Origin of the sequence: Staphylococcus sp. HMSC034G07, assembly GCF_001835975.1 — a bacterium.
Taxonomy (GTDB): domain Bacteria; phylum Bacillota; class Bacilli; order Staphylococcales; family Staphylococcaceae; genus Staphylococcus; species Staphylococcus ureilyticus.
On sequence record NZ_KV826608.1, the window covers coordinates 303,865 to 325,677 of the forward strand.

General features: G+C 31.4%; 20 protein-coding genes. 2 read left to right on the forward strand and 18 right to left on the reverse strand.

All coding sequences use genetic code 11. From position 1 onward, the window contains the following. Positions 1 to 193: 193 nt before the first annotated feature. From HMPREF2586_RS07570 to HMPREF2586_RS07580, 3 genes are all read right to left on the reverse strand, one after another. Positions 194 to 550, reverse strand: coding sequence for a transcriptional regulator, SarA/Rot family (locus tag HMPREF2586_RS07570; RefSeq protein ID WP_070657608.1), 357 nt, complete (start codon positions 548 to 550; stop codon positions 194 to 196). 166 nt (positions 551 to 716) lie between these two features. Beyond that, on the reverse strand, positions 717 to 2,867 hold the full coding sequence (locus HMPREF2586_RS07575) for a helix-turn-helix transcriptional regulator (protein ID WP_070657606.1): 2,151 nt from the start codon (positions 2,865 to 2,867) through the stop codon (positions 717 to 719). Positions 2,868 to 3,327: 460 nt separating this feature from the next. Then, the gene (locus HMPREF2586_RS07580; protein ID WP_046207341.1) at positions 3,328 to 3,990 is read right to left on the reverse strand and encodes a Bax inhibitor-1/YccA family protein; all 663 of its coding nucleotides are present in this window, start codon (positions 3,988 to 3,990) and stop codon (positions 3,328 to 3,330) included. Positions 3,991 to 4,441: 451 nt separating this feature from the next. Between HMPREF2586_RS07580 and HMPREF2586_RS07585 the strand changes: the two genes are divergently transcribed. Further along, positions 4,442 to 5,251, forward strand: a complete 810-nt coding sequence (locus HMPREF2586_RS07585) for a LysM peptidoglycan-binding domain-containing protein (protein ID WP_070657603.1) — start codon at positions 4,442 to 4,444, stop codon at positions 5,249 to 5,251. 582 nt (positions 5,252 to 5,833) lie between these two features. Here HMPREF2586_RS07585 and HMPREF2586_RS07590 read toward each other — a convergent pair. The 5 genes from HMPREF2586_RS07590 to HMPREF2586_RS07610 form a co-directional block, all read right to left on the reverse strand. Continuing rightward, a complete protein-coding gene (locus HMPREF2586_RS07590; protein ID WP_046207339.1) occupies positions 5,834 to 6,841 on the reverse strand; it encodes an inorganic phosphate transporter in 1,008 nt (335 codons plus the stop codon). A gap of 13 nt (positions 6,842 to 6,854) precedes the next feature. Beyond that, positions 6,855 to 7,472, reverse strand: a complete 618-nt coding sequence (locus HMPREF2586_RS07595; RefSeq protein WP_019468170.1) for a DUF47 domain-containing protein — start codon at positions 7,470 to 7,472, stop codon at positions 6,855 to 6,857. 677 nt (positions 7,473 to 8,149) lie between these two features. Further along, positions 8,150 to 9,175, reverse strand: a complete 1,026-nt coding sequence (locus HMPREF2586_RS07600) for a sensor histidine kinase (protein ID WP_070657601.1) — start codon at positions 9,173 to 9,175, stop codon at positions 8,150 to 8,152. Continuing rightward, positions 9,168 to 9,842 carry a response regulator transcription factor gene (locus HMPREF2586_RS07605; RefSeq protein ID WP_046207337.1) on the reverse strand — a complete coding sequence of 225 codons (675 nt, stop codon included), beginning with the start codon at positions 9,840 to 9,842 and terminating at the stop codon, positions 9,168 to 9,170. Before HMPREF2586_RS07605 ends, HMPREF2586_RS07600 begins: the two co-directional genes overlap by 8 nt. A gap of 13 nt (positions 9,843 to 9,855) precedes the next feature. Further along, positions 9,856 to 10,773 (reverse strand): NAD-dependent epimerase/dehydratase family protein, encoded by a 918-nt coding sequence (locus tag HMPREF2586_RS07610; RefSeq protein WP_070657599.1) that lies wholly within the window; start codon positions 10,771 to 10,773, stop codon positions 9,856 to 9,858. 121 nt (positions 10,774 to 10,894) lie between these two features. Between HMPREF2586_RS07610 and HMPREF2586_RS07615 the strand changes: the two genes are divergently transcribed. Further along, a complete protein-coding gene (locus tag HMPREF2586_RS07615) occupies positions 10,895 to 11,401 on the forward strand; it encodes a GNAT family N-acetyltransferase (RefSeq protein WP_046207335.1) in 507 nt (168 codons plus the stop codon). Between the two features lie 368 nt (positions 11,402 to 11,769). Here HMPREF2586_RS07615 and HMPREF2586_RS07620 read toward each other — a convergent pair whose 3' ends face one another. The 10 genes from HMPREF2586_RS07620 to HMPREF2586_RS07665 all read right to left on the reverse strand — a co-directional run bounded on the left by HMPREF2586_RS07620 (position 11,770) and on the right by HMPREF2586_RS07665 (position 21,389). Further along, complete coding sequence (locus HMPREF2586_RS07620; protein ID WP_070038992.1) at positions 11,770 to 12,801, reverse strand: alpha/beta hydrolase; 1,032 nt, start codon at positions 12,799 to 12,801, stop codon at positions 11,770 to 11,772. A 147-nt stretch (positions 12,802 to 12,948) separates the two neighbouring features. After that, positions 12,949 to 14,016 carry a YkvI family membrane protein gene (locus HMPREF2586_RS07625; RefSeq protein WP_064209560.1) on the reverse strand — a complete coding sequence of 356 codons (1,068 nt, stop codon included), beginning with the start codon at positions 14,014 to 14,016 and terminating at the stop codon, positions 12,949 to 12,951. A gap of 536 nt (positions 14,017 to 14,552) precedes the next feature. Continuing rightward, positions 14,553 to 15,053 carry a hypothetical protein gene (locus HMPREF2586_RS07630; RefSeq protein ID WP_046207332.1) on the reverse strand — a complete coding sequence of 167 codons (501 nt, stop codon included), beginning with the start codon at positions 15,051 to 15,053 and terminating at the stop codon, positions 14,553 to 14,555. A 179-nt stretch (positions 15,054 to 15,232) separates the two neighbouring features. Continuing rightward, positions 15,233 to 15,598 (reverse strand): dihydroxyacetone kinase phosphoryl donor subunit DhaM, encoded by a 366-nt coding sequence (dhaM, locus tag HMPREF2586_RS07635; protein WP_046207331.1) that lies wholly within the window; start codon positions 15,596 to 15,598, stop codon positions 15,233 to 15,235. A 1-nt stretch (position 15,599) separates the two neighbouring features. Continuing rightward, entirely contained in the window at positions 15,600 to 16,175 is a 576-nt protein-coding gene (dhaL, locus tag HMPREF2586_RS07640; RefSeq protein ID WP_070657597.1) for a dihydroxyacetone kinase subunit DhaL, read from the reverse strand. 31 nt (positions 16,176 to 16,206) lie between these two features. Further along, positions 16,207 to 17,175, reverse strand: coding sequence for a dihydroxyacetone kinase subunit DhaK (gene dhaK / locus HMPREF2586_RS07645; protein WP_046207329.1), 969 nt, complete (start codon positions 17,173 to 17,175; stop codon positions 16,207 to 16,209). A 238-nt stretch (positions 17,176 to 17,413) separates the two neighbouring features. After that, positions 17,414 to 18,430: a FecCD family ABC transporter permease gene (locus tag HMPREF2586_RS07650; RefSeq protein ID WP_046207328.1), complete on the reverse strand. Its 1,017-nt coding sequence runs from the start codon at positions 18,428 to 18,430 to the stop codon at positions 17,414 to 17,416. Then, positions 18,427 to 19,428, reverse strand: coding sequence for a FecCD family ABC transporter permease (locus tag HMPREF2586_RS07655; protein WP_046207327.1), 1,002 nt, complete (start codon positions 19,426 to 19,428; stop codon positions 18,427 to 18,429). The genes HMPREF2586_RS07650 and HMPREF2586_RS07655 overlap by 4 nt, the downstream gene beginning before the upstream one ends. An 8-nt stretch (positions 19,429 to 19,436) precedes the next feature. After that, on the reverse strand, positions 19,437 to 20,240 hold the full coding sequence (locus tag HMPREF2586_RS07660; protein WP_046207326.1) for an ABC transporter ATP-binding protein: 804 nt from the start codon (positions 20,238 to 20,240) through the stop codon (positions 19,437 to 19,439). Between the two features lie 312 nt (positions 20,241 to 20,552). Further along, entirely contained in the window at positions 20,553 to 21,389 is an 837-nt protein-coding gene (locus tag HMPREF2586_RS07665) for a YitT family protein (protein ID WP_046207325.1), read from the reverse strand. Between the last annotated feature and the right edge of the window lie 424 nt (positions 21,390 to 21,813).

Sequence of the window (21,813 nt, forward strand, 5' to 3'; positions counted from 1 at the left end):
TCCCAACTTGTTGGGTTAGTGGTTCTTATGCATGCGCTAAAGCTCAGATCATCCTTATTAGAAGAGACGACGAAATCCATTTAATAAAATTAAATTTCTGTCCTACTTTCGTCACGAAGTACCATTATACTATTTAATATTTGTAACTGATTAAAGCTTTATTGTCATTATGTAAACATGAATTTTTAATATTTTAGTCTACCTGTGTTTCAATTTCATCTAACAAAGTGTGATACTTCCTATCATTTTCTTCAGTCATCGATAAATAAACTTTTCTCTCATCTTTTGTCGAACGTAATTTGCTTACACGATCTTGGTTAATTAATCGTCGAATTGATGCCAACACTTTTGTTCGACTCAAATCGAGTTCAGTCGTCGCAATTTTTAAAAATGGCTGCATCAGCATGTTTTGCTGTTGACAATTTTGTTGTATTATTTCCAAAATAGCAATGTCATTCATTGTTAGTTTATATTTACTTTCTATATAAGACATTACTTTATTATATTTTTTATAAATTTTTAATAACTGCGCCTTTTTTTCATCATTCATTGTTGCTACACCTCCAAATGCTAGTAAGCAATACAATTTCATTATCTCTAAAAAAAGTAACTCTGTCTTTATCATTTATTTTTATAGCTTTGTCATTATTACGAACATCAGTAAATTGAATGTCACAAAACATGTTAAATTAATTATATAATTTAGGATTAAGCATTTATTTATAAATATCAATAATGTGTACAGTATTATGATCGATTGCTACGCTTAAAGATTTGTCGTTAAATGAATGTTCGAAAACATTTATGCGTGGCTGATTATATGATTCAATTTTTTCTATAAATATATCAGACCACGGATATTTCTCGCGCAAATTGCAAGGTATCACACAATTGATATTTCCATGCGCATTATTATATGTCTCTTTAAAAATCAAATATTTTTTTCTTAACTTCAAATCTTTGAAATTGATATTAACCGACATTTTTGTTGTATAGTGCTTTGAAACTTCATTTTCCATAATTTGCCAATCACTGATATAAACGCTAATTTTATCCTCTTGATCAATAATAGTATAAAAATCATGTTCATAAACTTTATAACGTGTTTTTTCTATTAAACGATGAAACATAGTTCCTACCAATGTACGGAAACCACTTTTATCATATAAGTATAACGCCTCATTACCGTTCATTTGCTGTATCAAATCTACACCTATACCCGAAAAATGCTTTAATATTCTTTTAAACACACCGACTAACAATGGCGGACTTTCAATAATATTCATTGACTCGTCATGCAATAAAAAATTATTTCTTACATTTAATAAAAAATAATACCTATCCTCCAAACACATTTCTGCCATGATTTTCCTTATATAATTAAATTTAAAAATTTCTTTCGTCAACAGCATTTCATGTGATTCATTAAAATATGGCACCGATAACTTTTGATTATCTACAAAATAGTAATCAAAACCAATTCTCTTTAATTGTACTTCCATCATTTTAAAAGCATCTGGTTCATTAAATAAACGAGTAATATCAATACCAAATTTTACATTCTCTCTAAATTGTTTAATTTTGATAATGTTCCGGTATATCTCTTTTATTGACATTGTACTTAAATCAAAACAATAGCTTATCTTTTTTAGTAAATCTTTGTTTAACTTTGTGCTAGTTTGCAAATAAGCCGCGTAGGGTTTGCAAATCTGATTCAAATATATTTCAACATCTTGACTTTCGTAGATTTGAAGTACCAAATTAGCATTGTTTGATATGATAAAGTCAAAAGCTTTATATGTTTTTTGTTCAGAAATGTATTGTTGAATATCTTTTACGTTGATATTGCAATAAATATAAATCTGTTCCTCATTTTCAAACAAATAACTCATTTTAGAATCAGTATACAATTGGTATAACTCTGCTATTGTGTAAATTTGAATAATCATGGATGAATTACGATTATCCAAAAAATGATCAGTACAAATACTAATTTCATTGTTTTGTACATAACTATCTTCTAATTTTGCAGTAAGTTGAGCCTTTACTTGATCTTTAAATGTGTCATTCAATGTTTCATAAGGAAAATATAAATACTTATTGTATTTTGAGAGTTTACGATATTGATTAGGTGTGTAACCGTAATATTGTTTGAATTTTTTACTATAAAGTGCTGCACTACTAAAACCGTATAAATCAGATATTTCTCCAATGGTATGTTGACTATCCAATAGCTCTTTCATAGATGCCGCCAATTTTAATGTATCCACATAAGTTTTAAAATTCATATCTAGCTTACTATAAAATTGACTAGATATATTTGATTGTGAAATAAATATATGGTCAGCAATTGACTTTAATGTTAATGGTTGCTTCAAATTACGATTTACATAATCAAGTATTTCTCCAGTAATACCAAAGTATGCGTGATCAGTTTGTTGGGATAAATAATCCGAATCTACTTTAGCTTCATTAGCAATAATTTCAACAATTTTGACCATGTAATTTTCATAAATATCATAACTTAAAGTATCGTTCAAATAGTGTTTCGTCAGCTCAATTAAGGATTTAGTTAATTGTGCTGTAGACTGAATCAACTTAGAGGCGTATTGATAATCAAAAAAAGGATAACCTCGTTCTAAAAACCAATCACTCGCTATATATAATAAAATGGTTGCTTCATTGCGTTTAATGCTAAAAATTTCTGTATGGTTTACGATTAACAATTCCGTTTCAACTTTTATATTAGCTGTAAATTGTTGAATTTCTAATACTCCTTTTATTGGCAGTAATACTAGTATGCCATCTGTTACACGTTTAGTAGGATAAAAATTATTAGAAATAATATTTAAACACTGTACTTCCATATTCCAACCTCTCTCATATTCTGTTATACACCATACATATAAAATCATTTTTATAAAATTGATTATTTCTTTTATATTTTCATCTTTTGAAAATAGAACATTCACTGTTTTAGTTTCAAAGTACATGTTTTACCATTACATAATTTTGAATATAATAATTTAATTTGTCAACATATTTTTTCATTCATCGTCCTTAATTCTAACTTTTTTATATTTTATTATTGATAAAATAAGTTGTTATATAACATTATTATGTAATCATAAATTAAAGTCATCGTTGCATGTAAATCTTATATTAGCTGAATATTGTGTAATGATCATTTTAAGATACTAGACAAATAAAAATTAAACGCAAAATAATAATCTAAAAAACCGTAACTGAATTTCTGTAAAAATCCAGTTACGGCTCTCGCTTCTATTAGAATTTATAACTCATATTTTTTAATTTTAAATCTAATATTTACTTTTTAAATTTATTCGCAAGTCTTAGTACATATTTAATAATGTGTAATAAATTGATAAATAGGTTGAATCCCATTTCTCGTGGAGAATACTGACCACGTTTCATACGATTAAAATCATATATTGTATATAATAAGAATAATAGTAAGCCTACTACTGTAATGATTGTATGGAAAATTGGATTATGCACAAACATACCAATAATTCCAGCAACAATCAGAGCCACTAATGTTACAAATAAGTATTTACCCATTCCTGAAGCGTTATCGACAATGAAATAGCCAATTAAACCAAATGCGATAAAAGCACCTATTGCTAGTAACACATTCTTATAAAACACTTCTGGTCCTAAATTTTGCAAATAAGCTGTAAATGTAGCATAGGACAATAAGCCGACAATAATTGCATATATATGTGAAATTACCAATCCATATTTACGTGCACGATTCGTTAAAACTGTAAATAAAACTAAAACTAGCAAGACGATAGAGAGTGGTTTTCTCCATTCCATGGGTAAAAACTGCCCAAAATAGCAACCAATGCCAAAAATAATCCAATAATAAATAAAGAATAACCATACTTTACCATACGCATGAGAATTGGATTTATCCTGCTTTGATTTAGATTGTTTTTGATTAATTTGTTGTGTTGATTCAGCCAATCATTTCACTCCTTAGATGTTATAACATCTTACACATTAATTAGAATGTATTCCTCAACATATCTGATTAATGTGCTTAAATGTTGTTAAAGTTTTGTTTATATAAAATACATTACTTTCATTTTCACTATTCCACCTAAAATCAAACATTTTAACTATCAATTCCAAAAAGATGTTAACGTTAATTGAATTCCACACGTTTTCTAATGTTACAAAGTCATAAATTTTTAAATGAATTTCAAAACCAAAATTTCGTTTAAAGTCCATAACAAAAGTATTTATTAGGTTTACATCTCAATGTTCTAAAATGTTAATAATGTTACATCTCTATAACAATAGACACAAGTCACCTAATTTTTGTTAGTATGTAACATGAATTCAATTAAAGAAAATCAAACAGATATATTTAATTTAAAATGAGTTATTTATATAGGTGTGAGGAGGAGTTCTTTTGAAAAAGTTTGCATTTGCAGTCACTGCTGCTTCAGGTGCAGCAGCATTTATTGCTAACCATGAAGCTGAAGCATCAACACAGCATACAGTACAATCAGGTGAGTCACTATGGACAATCTCAGAACAATATGGTGTTTCAGTAGATGAGATTAAACAAAACAATAACCTCGATAACAACATGGTATTTCCGGGACAAGTTATCGAAATTGGTGGAAGTGGTCAAAGCTCAAGTTCAAACGCTTCTTCACAAACATCAGGTGGTTCTTCACATACAGTTAAATCTGGTGAATCATTAAATATCATTGCTAACAATTATGGTGTTTCAGTTGATGCATTAATGTCAACGAACAATCTAAATGGTTATTTAATCCAACCTGGTCAATCACTTAAGATTCCAAATGGATCAAGTGTTGGTGGTTCAGGTGGTTCTGGTAACACTGCTACACAATCGCCTTCTACTGGTAATAATTCTGCTAGTGACGCTAATTTATATGATTGGGGTCAATGTACATGGCATGTATTTAACCGTAGAGCAGAAACTGGACAACCAATTAGTACATATTGGTGGAATGCTGATCACTGGGCTAACAATGCTGCAGCAGACGGCTACACAGTAAACAACACGCCAACTGCTGGTTCTATCATGCAAAATTACGAAGGTCCAATTGGTCACGTTGCATATGTTGAGCAAGTAAATCCTGATGGCAGTATTTTAATATCAGAAATGAATTATAATACACCTCCAGGTACAGTAGATTATCGTACAATTCCAGCATCTACTGCTTCTAGCTATAATTACATTCATTAAAAAGAGGAAGCATCTTAAACCTCTAACATTAATAAATAAGCGTCAATTTCTATAAGGTTTTTATAGAAATTGACGCTTTATTCTGTTTACTTTCTTTATTTATATATATTTTAATCTCGACAATCATTTATGACAACTACATAGCATTAGTCGAACACTACAAGCAAAGGCAGCGCACAGAAATGCACACACAAAAACACTACCTACTACCAATAAAGTCCCTATTATGTTGGTAGTATAAAATATTTTAGGATGATACGATATAGCATCTTGATAATTTAGTATAGTAGTGTTTATTAAATATACGTAAGTGCTTTTTTTAAGTATTTCAATATAAAATTATATATGTGTACATTATATTTTGACGAGATGCTTGAAGGAACAGGACAAGCTGAAGACTACAGGTTGAAGCTCCGTTCCTAAGAATACGAACCAACAATACGAATTATGGCATAAAACAAAGAAGCACTCAGATGAATTGAATCATCCGAGTGCTGTTTTTCTAGTATTTATGTCATAGAATCTTTATCTTGTATTTATTTTAAAGTCATTCAGCTATTTATTACTCATTTTTGTTAATATTTATAAAACAATATTAATTACAAAATATATTAAAGCAGCTAATAATGCTGAAATAGGCAATGTAATTACCCAAGTCACAATCATACGTTGTGCTGTATTCCATTTCACACCTTTAATGCGGTTAGAAGAACCCACACCTAATATAGATGAAGACACAACATGTGTCGTTGAAAGTGGGAAATGTAGTGATGACGCAACAAAAATAGTTAAAGCAGAAGATAAATCCGCTGCTGCACCATTAGCTGGACGTATTTTCATTATATTTCCACCAACTGTTTTGATAATTTTCCAACCACCAACAGCTGTACCCAACCCCATTGCAGTAGCACAGGCAATCTTAACCCATAATTGAGGCTCAGTGCTTGTACCTGTTTGGATATTCGCAACTATGAGTGCTAAAGTAATAATCCCCATTGATTTTTGTGCATCATTTGTACCATGTGAAAATGATTGTAATGAAGCTGTGAAAATTTGGAAAAATCTAAAGTTACGATTCGTTTTCGTTAGATTTGCATTTTTGAAAACTACTTTAACAATTGAATACATAATAAAACCAACACAAAACGCAATAACTGGTGATAAAAGTAATACTATGATTATTTTTGTAAAGCCTTGATAATGTAGTACAGCAAATGTACCTTGAGAAGCAATTGCTGCACCAGCAATTGATCCAATTAATGCATGTGAAGAAGAACTAGGTATTCCAAAAAACCAAGTTACTAAATTCCAAATAATTGCTGCCATAATAGCAGCTAAAACCACAACTAGACCATTTTCTAATTTAAATGGGTCTACAATATCTTTTGTTATCGTACTTGCAACTCCAGTAAATGTTAACGCACCAATAAAGTTCATAACTGACGCCAAAATAATCGCAGTTCTAGGAGTTAATGCACGTGTTGAAACAGCAGTAGCGACGGCATTGGCTGTATCATGGAAACCATTGATAAAGTCAAATATCAAAGAAAAAATAACGATAGCTACTGTGATAATCAAAATATATTCCATAAGTTAGGACTCCTTAGCTATTTTTCATTATTATTGTTTCAAAGTTATTCGCTACAGCTTGACATTTATCGGCAATTTCTTCTAAACTTTCATAAATCTCTTTGATTTTAATAAGCGTGATAGGATCAGTTTCACTGTTAAAAATATGTTTAATTGACTGACGTAATATACCATCACAGTTAGTTTCAAATTCTTTAATATTAATAGAATGAATGCGCATGTGAGATAATTTTTTATCGACAAGTAAGCCTACTGCTAATTTCATTTCAGCAATAGCTTTTTGGATATTATCAACAAATTCAGCCATATATTCATCGGTATATTCTATAGAGTACATTTCAAACATTGCTGATGTTTCTTCTATTGCATCTAAAACATCATCAATAGCGTTACATAAAGAGAGGATATCCTCACGTTCAATAGGTGTAATGAATGTTTGGTTCAAATCCGAAATCACTTGATGCATGAGCTCGTCACCATGTGATTCGTAAGTTTTAATATTATCTGAGTATGCTTTAAGGTCTAAGTGTGTATTAAAATCCATTTTACCAAATTCAATTGCTGCACGGTCTAAGTTGAAAACCATTTCTTCAAGTTTCACCATGAACTTATCTTTTTTCTTGTTAAACATTCAAAAAATCCTCCATTTACAGTGACCAATATAATCACCTTCAATAAATTTAAAAAATTACATTCTTTTCTAGACAAATTAAGATTGGCAAGATTTACAATAGACCCATTACTGTTTTAATTTTATTAAAATTATGTAAATGAGTTTTTGCTTACTAGGTTTAAAAAATCTCACAAATGTTGATTTGTCCTTATTTGAAAATAGCACAATTTTAACAATCCTACAATTAAATTTACAAATTCTTAACATTACATTTTCGTTAAATTAATAATTTTGTGTATATTGTTCTGCGAAATTTATAATTTTTCAAAAATGATTTTAAAATCTATAAATTCGTATATCAAAACACACAATAGCAATATTTGCATAATTACTATTTTTAAGCAACAATTATTTTTCTATATATCAAACTTGATTTAGATACAATTAGTTCAAAAGAAAGTTGATTTTTTGAATTTGTAGATACTATCAAAAATTTTATTCTGCGCTCTATTTCATCCTAAATAAAGTTAAATGTAGATATGTTTTATTTTAATTGCATCATAGATTGATAATAAAAAAGACAATTTCTCCATAAAATTAGAAATTGCCTTCTTATCGTTCATCGCATCATTTATGCATCAAACGTCGCTTTTTTAATGGTTATAGAGTTTTTTATACAATGTACATGAGCAATATCAATAATCAGATAACATGCTAACTATTTCATTTTGGTTTGGAAAAACAAATTGCACTTTCGTTCCATTATTAACTTCAGAATTGATATGAACAGTTATCCCTAATTTCTCTTTTACATTTTTCACCAAATATAAGCCAATTCCAGAAGATGTCGTTTCATTACGATTTTCCGTTGAAGTAAAACCTTTATCAAAAATTCTCGGCAAATCTTTTTTGCTGATTCCTCTACCTTCATCCTTAATTTCCAACGTCACATGGTTTTCGAGTAGTTTGCCGCTTACATGAATCGTGCTGTTTTCACTGTATTTAACAGCATTGGAAAGAATTTGTCTTATCATCATGCGACACCATTTCGTATCTGTATATACTTTATAATTGTCATCAAATTCAAGTTCAAAATCTATACCTTTCGCTTGGCTAATATATCTAGTGATTTGTATTTCGTCTATAACTAAACGTTTTAAGTAAATATTTTCATAATACATATCTTTATTTTGCGACTCTAATCGAGTCAGAAATAGATGTTTATCTAGCATGTCATTGATACGTGTCCATTCAAATAAGAGTGCACGTCTTCTATTATCATCGCTTTCTTTTTCAATTAATAATTTTAAAGCAGTGACAGGCGTCTTAATATCATGCACAAAATCTGTTAACGCAGCTTCCGTAGATTTGATTTGTTGTTTTTGCTTAGTCACTAAACTTTTTTGTGCCGTAATTTGATGATATAAATATGCTAACATTTCTTCTTGGAACGGAGTATCGGCCAATGATTTATGCTTTAACGCTTCGGGTTCTATATTATCATCTAAGTGCTTATAAAACTTAACTTCTTTTAAATATGTAAATAATAAGAAAATACAGCTTAACCCTATATTTAAAATAATTATATATAAAACACTATTTACATTTAAATCATAATCTAAAAAAGCAATACCTAAAAAGATGAATTGTAAAACGAGCAACCAAAATATCCAGTTTTTACGTGAACGCAGGAATAACCATACCCATTTCATACTATCCATGAGCCATATATCCCTTACCGATTTTCGTTTCAATTGCATCTTTCATATTAATATCTGCAAGCTTTTTTCTTAACCGATTCACATTGACTGTTAATGTATTATCGCTGACAAATGCTTCATCATCCCAAAGTGCAGTTATTAATGTATCTCTAGTAACAATCGTATCTTGTTTTTTCACTAACATCTCTAAAATAATCATTTCTGTTTTAGATAAATATATGACTTGATCGTCTTTATTAATACTATCCTTAGTAAGGTCCAATGTCGCTTGTTGCCAAGTTATGACTCTTTTCTCATCTATACTAAATTGATAAACGCGTCTATAAATCGCTTGTAGTTTAGCAATTAAAATGTTTGTATTAAATGGTTTTTGAACATAGTCATCTGCGCCTAATTCCATGCTCATTACCTGATCCATTGGATTATCTCTTGAAGATAAAAATAAAATTGGTGTGTTTGATATTTCGCGAATCTTTCTCGTCCAGTAAAATCCATCATATTTGGGTAGCTTAACATCCATAATAACTATTGCCGGATCAACCGCTTTAAACTTCTCTATTACAAGATTAAAATCATCGATACCATTAACATTAAAGTCCCACTGTTCCAACTCTTCACTAAGTTCCTTAAATAAAGTCATATCATCTTCCACTAATAAAATTTCCATAAGCTCACCTCAATTATTTTGTATATTTTATATTTTCCCCGGAGTTAATTCGACCTTGGTAATGTTTAATGCGGCAATCAATTTCAAATCCTCGCATCATTAAATCTTGGAAAGGTGATTGCATTAAGTAATAAACAGGCCAAGTTAATTTAGGAATATAATCAAACAAATGAACGATGACTTGTTGTGTGTCTTTTAATTTGCGAAATTCTAATTTCCCTTGCTTTTTTAAATTAGGTTTTACAATTCTACCACTCACAAGATACAACGTAATGATGTCTTTTTCAGTATTCTCTTTGCGCAGTACTAGTATAGGTTTGCGTTTGTTTTTCATGTACACAATGAAATTATCCCCTTGTTTTGCTGTATGCAACAATGTTCCTTTCGTTTCATCTAGCCACTTAAAATAATATGTTACCATTTGGCTTAATGTCCAATTCATCGGTAGTTGTATACTTAACGCACTTCTGACATCATCATATTTTGAAGTCTGTAACTCAACTGCTACGTGAGGGCGGGCGACTTCTGCCGTCGTTTCTTCTACTTCAGTACCGTATGCTGATAAACGCTGCTTCGTTTCAACATCAAAGCGACTACCACTAATATATATTATCTTACTCACACCTTGTTTGGCAGCAGCTCTCCCAAAATTATCTGCAGCTATCAAATTGATATCTCTAGCAGTTGCATGCGTCAGCTTAGCAGAATGCTTGGTTGGATCTAAATAAAATATTGCAATATCTATACCGTCCATAGCAGTTAAAACATCATTATAGTTATAAATATCTTTTTCTAGCCAAATAATTTCTTGATATTCTTTTTCTTTTGGATACTTAGACAATGTATATAAGATTCCTTCATCTTTAATGGATTCAATTAGATATTTTCCTATATAACCTGTAACACCCGCAAGCAATATATTTGGTTTCATTATACGACATCCTTTATCATATATTTTTCTTGTTTTAAATATTCCCTAGTAAATTCATGTTAATGATGTTAAGTTATACTATAACTGAGTTTTAAAAATTAGAAATGAGGAGTGGACATATATGGTTCATCAAATTCGAGAAATTGGTATCAACGATATAGAACCTTTTATAAAACTATTAAGTACAATCTATGATGAATCTGATTATTTGATATACAATCCTGGTGAGTATGCGCCCTCTAATACGGATGCTATTGCAACCTTAGAACATTATATAACTTCTCCTTCTAATGCAATTTATATTGCAGAAAACAATGGCGAACTCGTAGGATTTGCAATTGTCACTACCGAAAGTTTCGAACGTACACGACATGAAGCACACTTTTCTATGGGAGTTATAAGGCATTATCGTGAAAAAGGATTAGGACAATCATTAATTAATTCCATAGAAGCTTGGTGCTTAAACCATGACATTCACCGTATTGAAGTTGAAGTAGTTCCCGAAAATACGACCGCTGTTGATTTATTTAAAAGTGCAAACTATCAAGTCGAAGGAGAACTTAAAGATAAATTGTTTATTGATCATCGATATTATAATAAATATATCATGGCAAAATTACTAATTTAATGATTTTAATGTAATAAATTAGTAAATAGTTCCTTATTTGCAGTTTAATCGTTTTTGGATAAATATCCAAATGACAACTTCGTCTTCATCTATATTTTAACAATTAAACCATTATTGAAGTGTAGAAGATACCAACCAAACCTAGCTTGCTTACACCATTAGGTTATCACTTCTATATGTTCTGTATATCCTACTATTTCAATTTCAATCGTTGAGACAAAAGAACGACTAAATTAAATCGAGTATATACATTATTAATAAAAAACACTTCCGTATGAATACATCTCATTTGCATTCAACGAAAGTGTTTTTTAATTTCCTTAAAACATTGATGTTATTTAAATCAAACATAGTTACATCATCGATATCTAATATGGGTTTAATTCAACTCCATTTGGATTCGCTTCTTCAGATTGATATTCCGTTTCAACGCCTGAAGAAGTTGTATTTCTGCTTAAAAACCTTAAGACGTCTTTCATATTTTGCTGTGATTCTGGCAATTCCATATGAAATTGATACTGATGTCTCAATTTATGAGAACCGTCATAAAATAATGTATCCACCGGTACGTCTGTTGACTTTAATTTTTTATAGAATTCAATATTCTGACTATAAAATGGGTCGGCATCGCCCACTGATAAAAATGTTGGCGGATAATCTTCTGTAACTTGATTGATGGTAGACATCTCACTTATATACTTAAATTGTTGTTCCCAATCTCGTTTTCCAGTATAGCTTTCCATAAAGAGCTGAATTCTTGGGAATTCTGTCGCTCTAACTGTCTTCATGTCATAAAAGCCACCAAAAAAGATAGCTGCTTTAAGCTGATCTGCTTCAAATTGTTGCTTAAAGTTCATATCCTCTCTTAAAGATTTATTCGTTTGTATTGCTGTGTATTGGCTTGATAACTGCGCACCTGCAGAATCACCGCCAAAAATAACTTGATTGAAATCAATTGGTAACTCATGTTTATTTCTCTTAATAAAACTTACCGCTTGATCAATCTGTTGTAACTGGGTAGGATATTTAAAATCTGGTGCAAGTGCATAATTAATATTCACCACAATATATCCTTGTTCAGCAATTTTAGATAATAATGGGTTTTTATATTGTTTATCTCCCGCAATAAATCCTCCGCCATGCATCCAAAAAATGACTGGAAGTTTGTTATCTTGATCTAATTCATTTGGCGTTAATATATCAAGTCGACTATTGGGTGCCCCTTTTCCATATGTGATATTTGTAAAAGCATTCACATTTTTATTATTAATTTGAACTTTTTCGTTCACTCTACTCGAGTTTTGTCTATCATACTGTAGTTTTAAAAGTACTGCCATAACTACTACAACCGTGACTATGATAAACGTTGTGATAAGGGTCCATTTATGTTTTTTCTTCATAGATTACCTTTCCTTTCGGAAGCATTGTACCATAATAAATAAATTCACAATAGTATTACAAGGATAATAAACTAGAAAACTCAGCTTGCATACGTTAGCAAGCTGAGTTATATCATATATCAATTTACAATTTTTCACTTTTAAAAGTTAAGCAATAAATTTCTTGTTTTGTCGTTTTCTACTGTAATACTTAATAAGTACTCCAATAACAACAATAAGACCAACATATCCCATTATTGGATATAAATAGTTGATTAAACCTGCGAAACCTACAAAGCTTAAACCATAAGCCACAAGTACCATAACTATGATAAAGATATGATATTTTTTACTATACGGTTCTGTAAATCTCGCTGCAAATGAATACATTAAACCAAGAATTGTATTATACATTACTGCTAACATAATTACTGATAACACTAGTGCTATCCAAGGATTAATTGCATTTGCTAATGTTAACATCGGAATATCTGCATCTTTGATTTTTGGAAATTCAGACTGTAATGCAAAGTTAATTAACGCTAATAACACGGTATAAATAATACCACCAAATAGCGCACCAGCGCCTGAAACACGACGTCTTGAAGCATCGCCGCCTATAGCGACAATAGTACTGAATCCTACCGCAAATGCAAGACCACCATAGTTAATACCTTTAAGTATACCTAACCATAAGCTGTCACTTGGTACAGTTTCGTTAACTTTACCTAATGAAATACTACCATTGAAGAGATAGTAAGCAGCAATAATAACTACTAATATAATTAAGAATGGCGTAACAATACCTAAAGCTCGTACGATTTTATTAAAGTCCATCAATAGTGTGATATATATTGCAATTACCATTATCAATGCACCTAACCACGTTGGTACACCGAAACTTTCTTGAAATGTTGATCCTGCTCCAGCAATCATAGTAACTGAAATACCAAATAAGAAAAAGATTAGTAAGTAATCTACGATTTTACTGAACGCATTTCCAAATAAGTAGTCCAAAGTTGATTCATGGTTTTGTGCGTCAAACGCAGTACCAATTTTCGCAACTTGTCTACCAATAAATCCTAAAATTAGCCCAGAAAGTAAAACACCAATATATGACCATAAGCCATATGGCGAGAAGAATTGCATAACTTCCTGTCCTGTTGAAAAGCCAGCACCTACTACGATACCGACGTAAGCGAAACCAATTTTTATAGCTTCTTTATTCAACCCCATGTGATAAATAACCTCCTCATAGTTAACACATTTTGTAATTATAACGTACTGACTGTAATTTGCAACATGAGAAAATTAAGATTTGTACAATTCATTAAAATTAAACATAATAGTTAAGCAATATATTTCTTTTTAATCATTCATTTTATCTTTTAAAAATAAATCGTCAATTCCAAGATACACTATAAATATGAATAAATTCCAATAACTTTTTGCAAATTTATACATTTCTAAATTTCATAATAATTCAAAAATTATAATGAAAAATTTTTTGAAAAAATTTTCATTGCTTCATCATCTAATGTACCAAACAAATATAAAAAATAAATTTAAGTCTTATTTTCATTAATGTTATAACAATAAAACAAAGAAAACGGAGCAGAAACTTTACTGATTTAAAATAAATATCTGAACTATGCTCATGAAAAAGGCTGAGACAATCAATTTGTCTCAGCCTCAAAAAGTCATTTTCATATACAATTGTTTTCACATCAGAATTAAACACTATTCTATGATTTAACTGTCACTTACTCAAGTTAATGTGCATTTTTAAAACGATTAAGTTCATTGAAATCAACGACAACATTATCTAAACGTTTTGCTGTTTCTTTTAGTACATTACGCGCAACGCTATTTGTTGGATCTAGTTTAAGTATTTGACGAGAAATCTCTAATGCTTTTTTATCAGAAATGACTGGTTCAGGAACTGCATGTAATAACAACATCTGTAATAAGCTTTTTACTTCTTTGCCGTCAGTAAGTTTTATGGATGACTCTGCATGATAATATGCAGAATCTAAAGCACCTTGTAGTTCACTTAATGGATAAACGAGTAGTAGAAAAGCTAAGTCATGCATTTCTGCTGTTTCTTCAGTTTTCATCATATCTAAAATACACGTATAAAACATGATACTTTCCACTTCATGAGCGCTTGAGATATAAGCTTCTTCAAATTCCATAAAATCTGTCTGGGACATAAGACGGTATACTGATTCAAATTCGCCGTTTAAGACATGCTTTTGTATCAATTCTTTCATTGCAATGTCCTCCTAGATATCCAGATTTCTTTAACAGTTAAGTCTCATTTTACCATATCTTAATTATATATTCATATAAAAAAGAATATTTTTGTCAAGTTAATTGAAGCAGTTAGAACGACATACGCTATATATATCATTATAACTACTTGAAAGAGATCATTGATTAATACGTTGACTTAGCCAAATTTCGTATTCAACTCATCTAACACTTCATCTATCGTTTTTCCTACAGAAAGATTTACTGCTGCAGTAAAAGTACCTTCAACAATCGGGGCATCTATTTTTTCTAAACGATGCTCTCCCTCATACATCTCAATCGCTAAATCTGTATTCATTTCAGCAGAACCTATGTCATAAAAACATAATGCGTCGTCATCTACTTGATTCACCATTGTTTGGATATCATCATATGATGTGCCAATTTCACCATGCACACCACCTTGTGCAGTAATCTTAATATTCTCTCCTACCATTTGATTTACCAAAGCTTTTGTACCATCTGCTATCTCTTTACTATGGCTTACAATAATAATTTGTGTCATATTAATCAGCTCCTATTAATGCGTTTAAAATATATACACTGCTTTGTGCACCCGGGTCCACATGCCCTTTTGACGCTTCTTTAAAATAGGCTGCTCTACCTTTCGTTGCTTCTATATCCTTAGTTGCTTCTGCCAAAGATTGTAAATCTTCAAATGATAAAGTTTCACCATTATTTATCGCTTTGTTGGTACGTTCAATAACGTCATACATTGTCTTTTCATTTAACTCTACTTTCCCACGTTGCGCAACTGCCTCCGAAAATGTGTTAAGCATTGTTTTTAAATTCTCTTTATCAATTTCATCACCAACAACTTGAGACATTTTCACAAAACTAAATCCATAAAGTGGACCAGAAGCACCACCAATATTAGACATTAAAGTCATACCAGTAGATTTTAATAATGCAGACACAGAGCTATCATCTAGCTGGTCGGGTAAAGCTTTAAACCCTCTTAACATATTTACGCCATGATCACCGTCACCAATTGCTCTATCTAATTCTGTTAATAATGATTCTTTCTCTTCAAAGACATCAACTAAATTAAGCAATCTCTCTTTTAACTCTGACACATTCATTCCGCTTCACTTCCTAACCTATATTTTTTATTTAAGCATTAAAGTACGGGCTACTTGTCGGTGCAATCAATGCTTCATAAACTTGTTCCGTATATGGTAAAAATGTTATTGATAAACCTTCCATATCTAATGAAGTCATATAGTCTCCAACTAACCATAATTTCACATCTTTTTGTTTATCTTCGAGTTGTTGTGCCACGTATTTTGTTGCAATATTTAGTTCAGATAAAGGTGTAGCTCCCATACCGTTTATCATCACAATAAGTCGTTCATCATCTATCTCTTTCAATAGTTCGGCAATCAATCGTTCAACGACTAAATCTACACTTTCAACTTTTTGGCGTGAGAGACCTTTTTCACCATGTATGCCGATACCAATCTCCATAGATCCATCATCTATATCAAAGCCATATTGACCTGTTGTTGGAACCAATGGTGGCGTTAAAGCCATACCTATTGATTTGATAGTTGGTAATAATTCATTTAATTTTTCTTTAATTTGCGATAGTGAGGCTCCGTTTTCTGCTAAATATCCAGCTATTTTATGCACAAATACTGTTCCAGCAACGCCTCTACGTTGTGCTTTATCACTAACAGCAACATCGTCTTTGACCACAACGGTTTCTACTTGGATATCTTCCATTTCTGCCATTTCTTGTGCCATTTCAAAATTCATGACATCACCTGCATAGTTTTTAACAACAAGCAGTACACCATCTCCATTGTCCACAGCTTTAATCGCACTTAAAATTTTATCTGGCGTTGGAGATGTAAATACCTCACCACACACTGCAGCATCTAACATACCTTGCGCTACGTAACCTGCATGTGCTGGCTCATGACCACTGCCACCACCAGATACAATCGCTACGCCTTTTTCTTTTTTATGTTTACGTACAACCACCGTATCAGCAATTACTTCGACATTTTTATTTGAAATCGAAAGACCATCTAACATATCTGGTAAAAATTGTGTTTTATCTTTAATGAGCTTTTTCATATTGAGGACCTCCTGTTTTCACTATTCACTTATAGTATACCCTACACACAAATGTAAACGCTAACAACTCAAAGGGTTTATTTAAAAAAAGAGCGGGTTCTCAATCAATCTTTTTCAAAATTGATTCTAAAACCCGCCCATCTGTAAAGTTTTTCTTAAATGACTATCTAGTTATAACGAAATTTTATTGCATACTTATTTATTACACACAAACATTTAATGATTTCTATTTTCATATTTAAACTGATTTTGTTTTATACATTAAATATAAAAAATAAGGTGCGCCTATGATTGATACAACAATACCAGCTGGCATACCAGAAGGCTGTAATATCACTTGTCCGACAGTGTCTGCCAACACAAGTAAAAAGGCACCAATAAATATGGAAATTGGTAGAAACATTTGATGTCTCGGACCAACAATTGATTTAGCAATATGTGGACCTAACAAACCTATAAAACCAATAGCTCCTGCCACGGATACTGCAGCTGACGACAGAACTACTGCTATTAACAATAATACAATTCGTTCTCTACCAATTTTCACACCTACACCTTGAGCAATATGTTGATGCGTATTTAATAAATTTAAAACATTCGCTTTTAATAATAAAAACGGTATCAGTACAATGACCCAAGGTAAAAAGGCAATTACAAACGCCCATTCATCGCCCCAAATATTACCCGCAAGCCATGAAGCAATAAACTCTGATTGATCTTCGTCAAATGTTGACATTAACGTCAAGGACCCACCACTTAAAGCAGTAGCCATACCCACGCCTACTAACACCATACTTGCTGGTGTGATACCTTCTCCTTTATTATAACTAAATGAAAAAATAACTAGCGCAGTCAGTATACCACCGATCATACTTATAATTGGTAATACATATACAAAATTATCTGCATTCACTTGACCAACTACAATAAATAGTGCTATAGCAAACCCACTTCCTGCATTTATACCTAAAATACCAGGTTCCGCTAAAGGGTTTTTAGTTACACTTTGTATGATAGCTCCGCTCATTGCTAAAGCAGCACCAGCTAAAATAGTAATAACCATTCTCGGAAATCTAAATTCCATAAGTATGAGTGTGTCGGTATATTCACCTTGACCTATAAGCGTTTTAAAAAAAGTACCTATAGACATCTTATATTCACCTGAAGTCATACTCCAAGCACATGCAAATACCACCAATATTATAAGAATAATCATGGTAATGAACTGTTTATATCTTAATTTTGGGTCTATCATGAAAAGCGTCCTCCTCGTTTAACCAAATACAAGAAGTAAGGTACGCCAATAAATGAAATGATTGCACCTACTGGAGCTTCACCTAACATGCGCGCTACCGTATCAGCAACGAGTAGCAATAACCCGCCAATAACAGCAGTTAATGGCAGAACACGAGCGTAGTCTGTACCAACTAAATAACGTACAATATGTGGAACCATTAGTCCTACAAATGCTATTTGACCCACCATTGCTACGGCAATACCTGCCATAACCATGGATATAATCAAAGCAATTGCACGTGTTAAAGCAACATTTTGTCCCAATCCAATTGCTAAAGTTTCACCTAAATTTAAAATAGTTAGATGTTTACTCATCGCAATAATGATAACTAATGCAATAATAATAAATGGTGCTGCCCAAACAAGCTGCCCCCAAGTCGTACCAGAAACTCCACCAGCGCTCCAAAACGTTAAACTTTGATTTAATCTAAACAATAACGCTACACCTTGACTTAAGGCTGTTAGCAAAGCACTTACGGCAGCTCCGGCCAGTATAATTCTCATCGGATTAAAGCCATCACTTCTTGACCTACCAATCATCAATACAATAAATCCACCCATGATTGCTCCAATAAATCCTGCAATCATAAGCACTATAAATGGTGCTGTTGGATAAAATGCAAAAGTTAGCGCTAACATAAATGAAGCGCCTGAATTTAATCCGATTAAACTCGGATCTGCTAAACCATTTTTAGTAACGCCTTGAATGACTGCACCTGAAGTCGCTAATGCTACACCTACAAGCATTGCTCCTATATCTCTTGGTATACGTATTTCACTAATAATATTATGTTGTTGATTCTTATTATCATAATTAAATATCGCATCAAATATTGTAGAAATGTGAATTTTAGCATCTCCAATCAATATTGATACCGTCAAAGCAATGACTAATAGAACCAAACTAATTATTAATGTTGTTGTGAAGCTTAATTTTCCCTTTTTTTGCGTAGCCATGATTACACCTAAATTTCTGAATAGCTTTTTCTACATAAATCATAGGTAACTAGCATAGGTTTCCCTGTTCTAGGGTCTGTACTAATCTCTACATCTATATTGAATACTTTTTCTAAGTTTTCTTTGGTTAAAACATCTTCTGTACCTCCAGCAGCAACAATGTCTCCTTGTTTCATCGTAATCAGATGATCTGAGAATCGAACTGCTTGATTAATATCATGCAACACCATAATAATAGTACAACCTTGTTCTTGATTTAATTGGGTAATTAATTCTAAAATTTCTAATTGATGTGAAATATCTAAATATGTTGTAGGCTCATCCAAGAAAATAATATCCGTTCTTTGAGCCAATGCCATCGCAATCCATACTCTTTGACGTTGACCACCACTCAAATCGTTGATAGAACGTAATCGGAATTCATAAGTACCTGTTACATTCATGGCCCAATCAATTTCCTTTTTATCTTCCGCAGAAAGTCTCCCAAATCCTTTTTGATGTGGAAAGCGACCATATGAAACAAGCTCTCCAACCGTAAGTCCATCGGCCACTTCTGGAGATTGTGGTAAAATCGCAATTTTTTTGGCAACTTCTTTTGTTGATTGTGTATGCAGATTTTCACCATCTAATTTAATTTCGCCATCTTTAATCGGTAAAAGACGTGACAATGCTTTTAGTAATGTAGACTTTCCACAACCATTGGGTCCTATAATAGATGTGATTTTACCAGTCGGAATATGAACATCTAAATTATCTACAATAACATTATCCCCATAACCTATCGTAACTTGTTCTCCTTCTAATCGAGTCATAATTTCCCTTCTTCCTAATACAAAATGTACCAAAAACAATCTATATCTATGTCATTTTTATTCTAATTTGTCCTTTAAATGATAATCATTATCACAGATGATATTATATCATTTTTTAGATATGATGACTAATAAATGTTTTATGATAGCAAGCAAAATGTATGGTTTATGAATATATTTTAAATTGCCATACAGTTTTTTAGCAATATAAGAAAATTCTTAGTTATCGGATTATTGTAGCGATACTCAAATTAAAACCTTGATGTAGGATCTAATCCATACACCAAGGTTTTAATTAGCATTTTTTCATTTTTAATGTTCATCAATTAAGAAACCATTACCATAAACATCACGAACATCATGAATCACTAAGAATGCTTCGTTATCAATGCGTTTGATTAAACGTTTCGCTTTACTAACTTGCGTTTTAGTAATAACAACATACAATATGTCTTTTTCTTGTTTAGAGAAATAGCCTCTCCCATTTAAAATTGTCAACCCACGTCCTACCTGTTCATCAATCACTTTAGCTATTTCATCTGGTTTACTAGAAATAATCGTCATTGCTTTTTTCGTATTTAAACCTTCTATGACATAATCCATTACTTTTGTACCGATATAAAGTGAGATTACTGTAACCAACGCACTCGGAACAGGAATTACTGTTAATGAAATTGCAACAACAATTAAATCAAAGAACAACAGTGCATAAGGTGTACTAACATCTAAATATTTATTAGCAATTCTAGCTAAAATCGTTGTTCCTGCAGTTGTCCCTCCAGCAAGTACGATAATACCAATACCTAGACCTACAGACATGCCACCAAATACTGCATTAACTAAAATATTACCTGTCTCAATTTTCCAACTCACTGTTAATTCTAAAAATAGTGAGATTAATATTGTCGCTATTATCGTTAAATACATACTTCTCTTACTTAGAAACTTGTAACCTATAGCGATAAGTACTGCATTAAATACAAAGTTTGTTACACCAGGAGATATGTGAAAGGCATAATAAAGTACGATAGCTATACCGGTCACGCCTCCCTCGCCTAAATCAGCAGATATGATAAAAGTATTAACGCCTGCTGAAAATATAAATGACCCAATTATAACGAATAACAAATCTCGTACTGTTTTATTCACCCACATGACCCCCTCATATTAACTTCAATCAATTGAATATTAGCAAACTATCGAACATACCACAACAATATTTGAAAAAAATTCTGAATCACTTACTTGTAAAACCTTGATATTATAACATTTCTTTTTATTACACTTTTAAAAGTTCAAAAATTCTGAATTTTCGGTTTACTTATACACTTTCCTTTGCTATAATAAAATTTATCTTCTTATTGATTGCCAATAAGAAGCCATCTCCTTTGTGTTGTTTATAGTAACATACAAAACAATTTTTGCTCGAGTATATTTTTAGTACCTAGTCCTTACTATTAATATACAATTAATTCATTTCCCGTATAAGCCAAGTAATATTGCATGTGTCTCCTCACGTCAATTACTTGGCTTTATTTTTTATTTTAAAATCATCATAATACATATACGAACA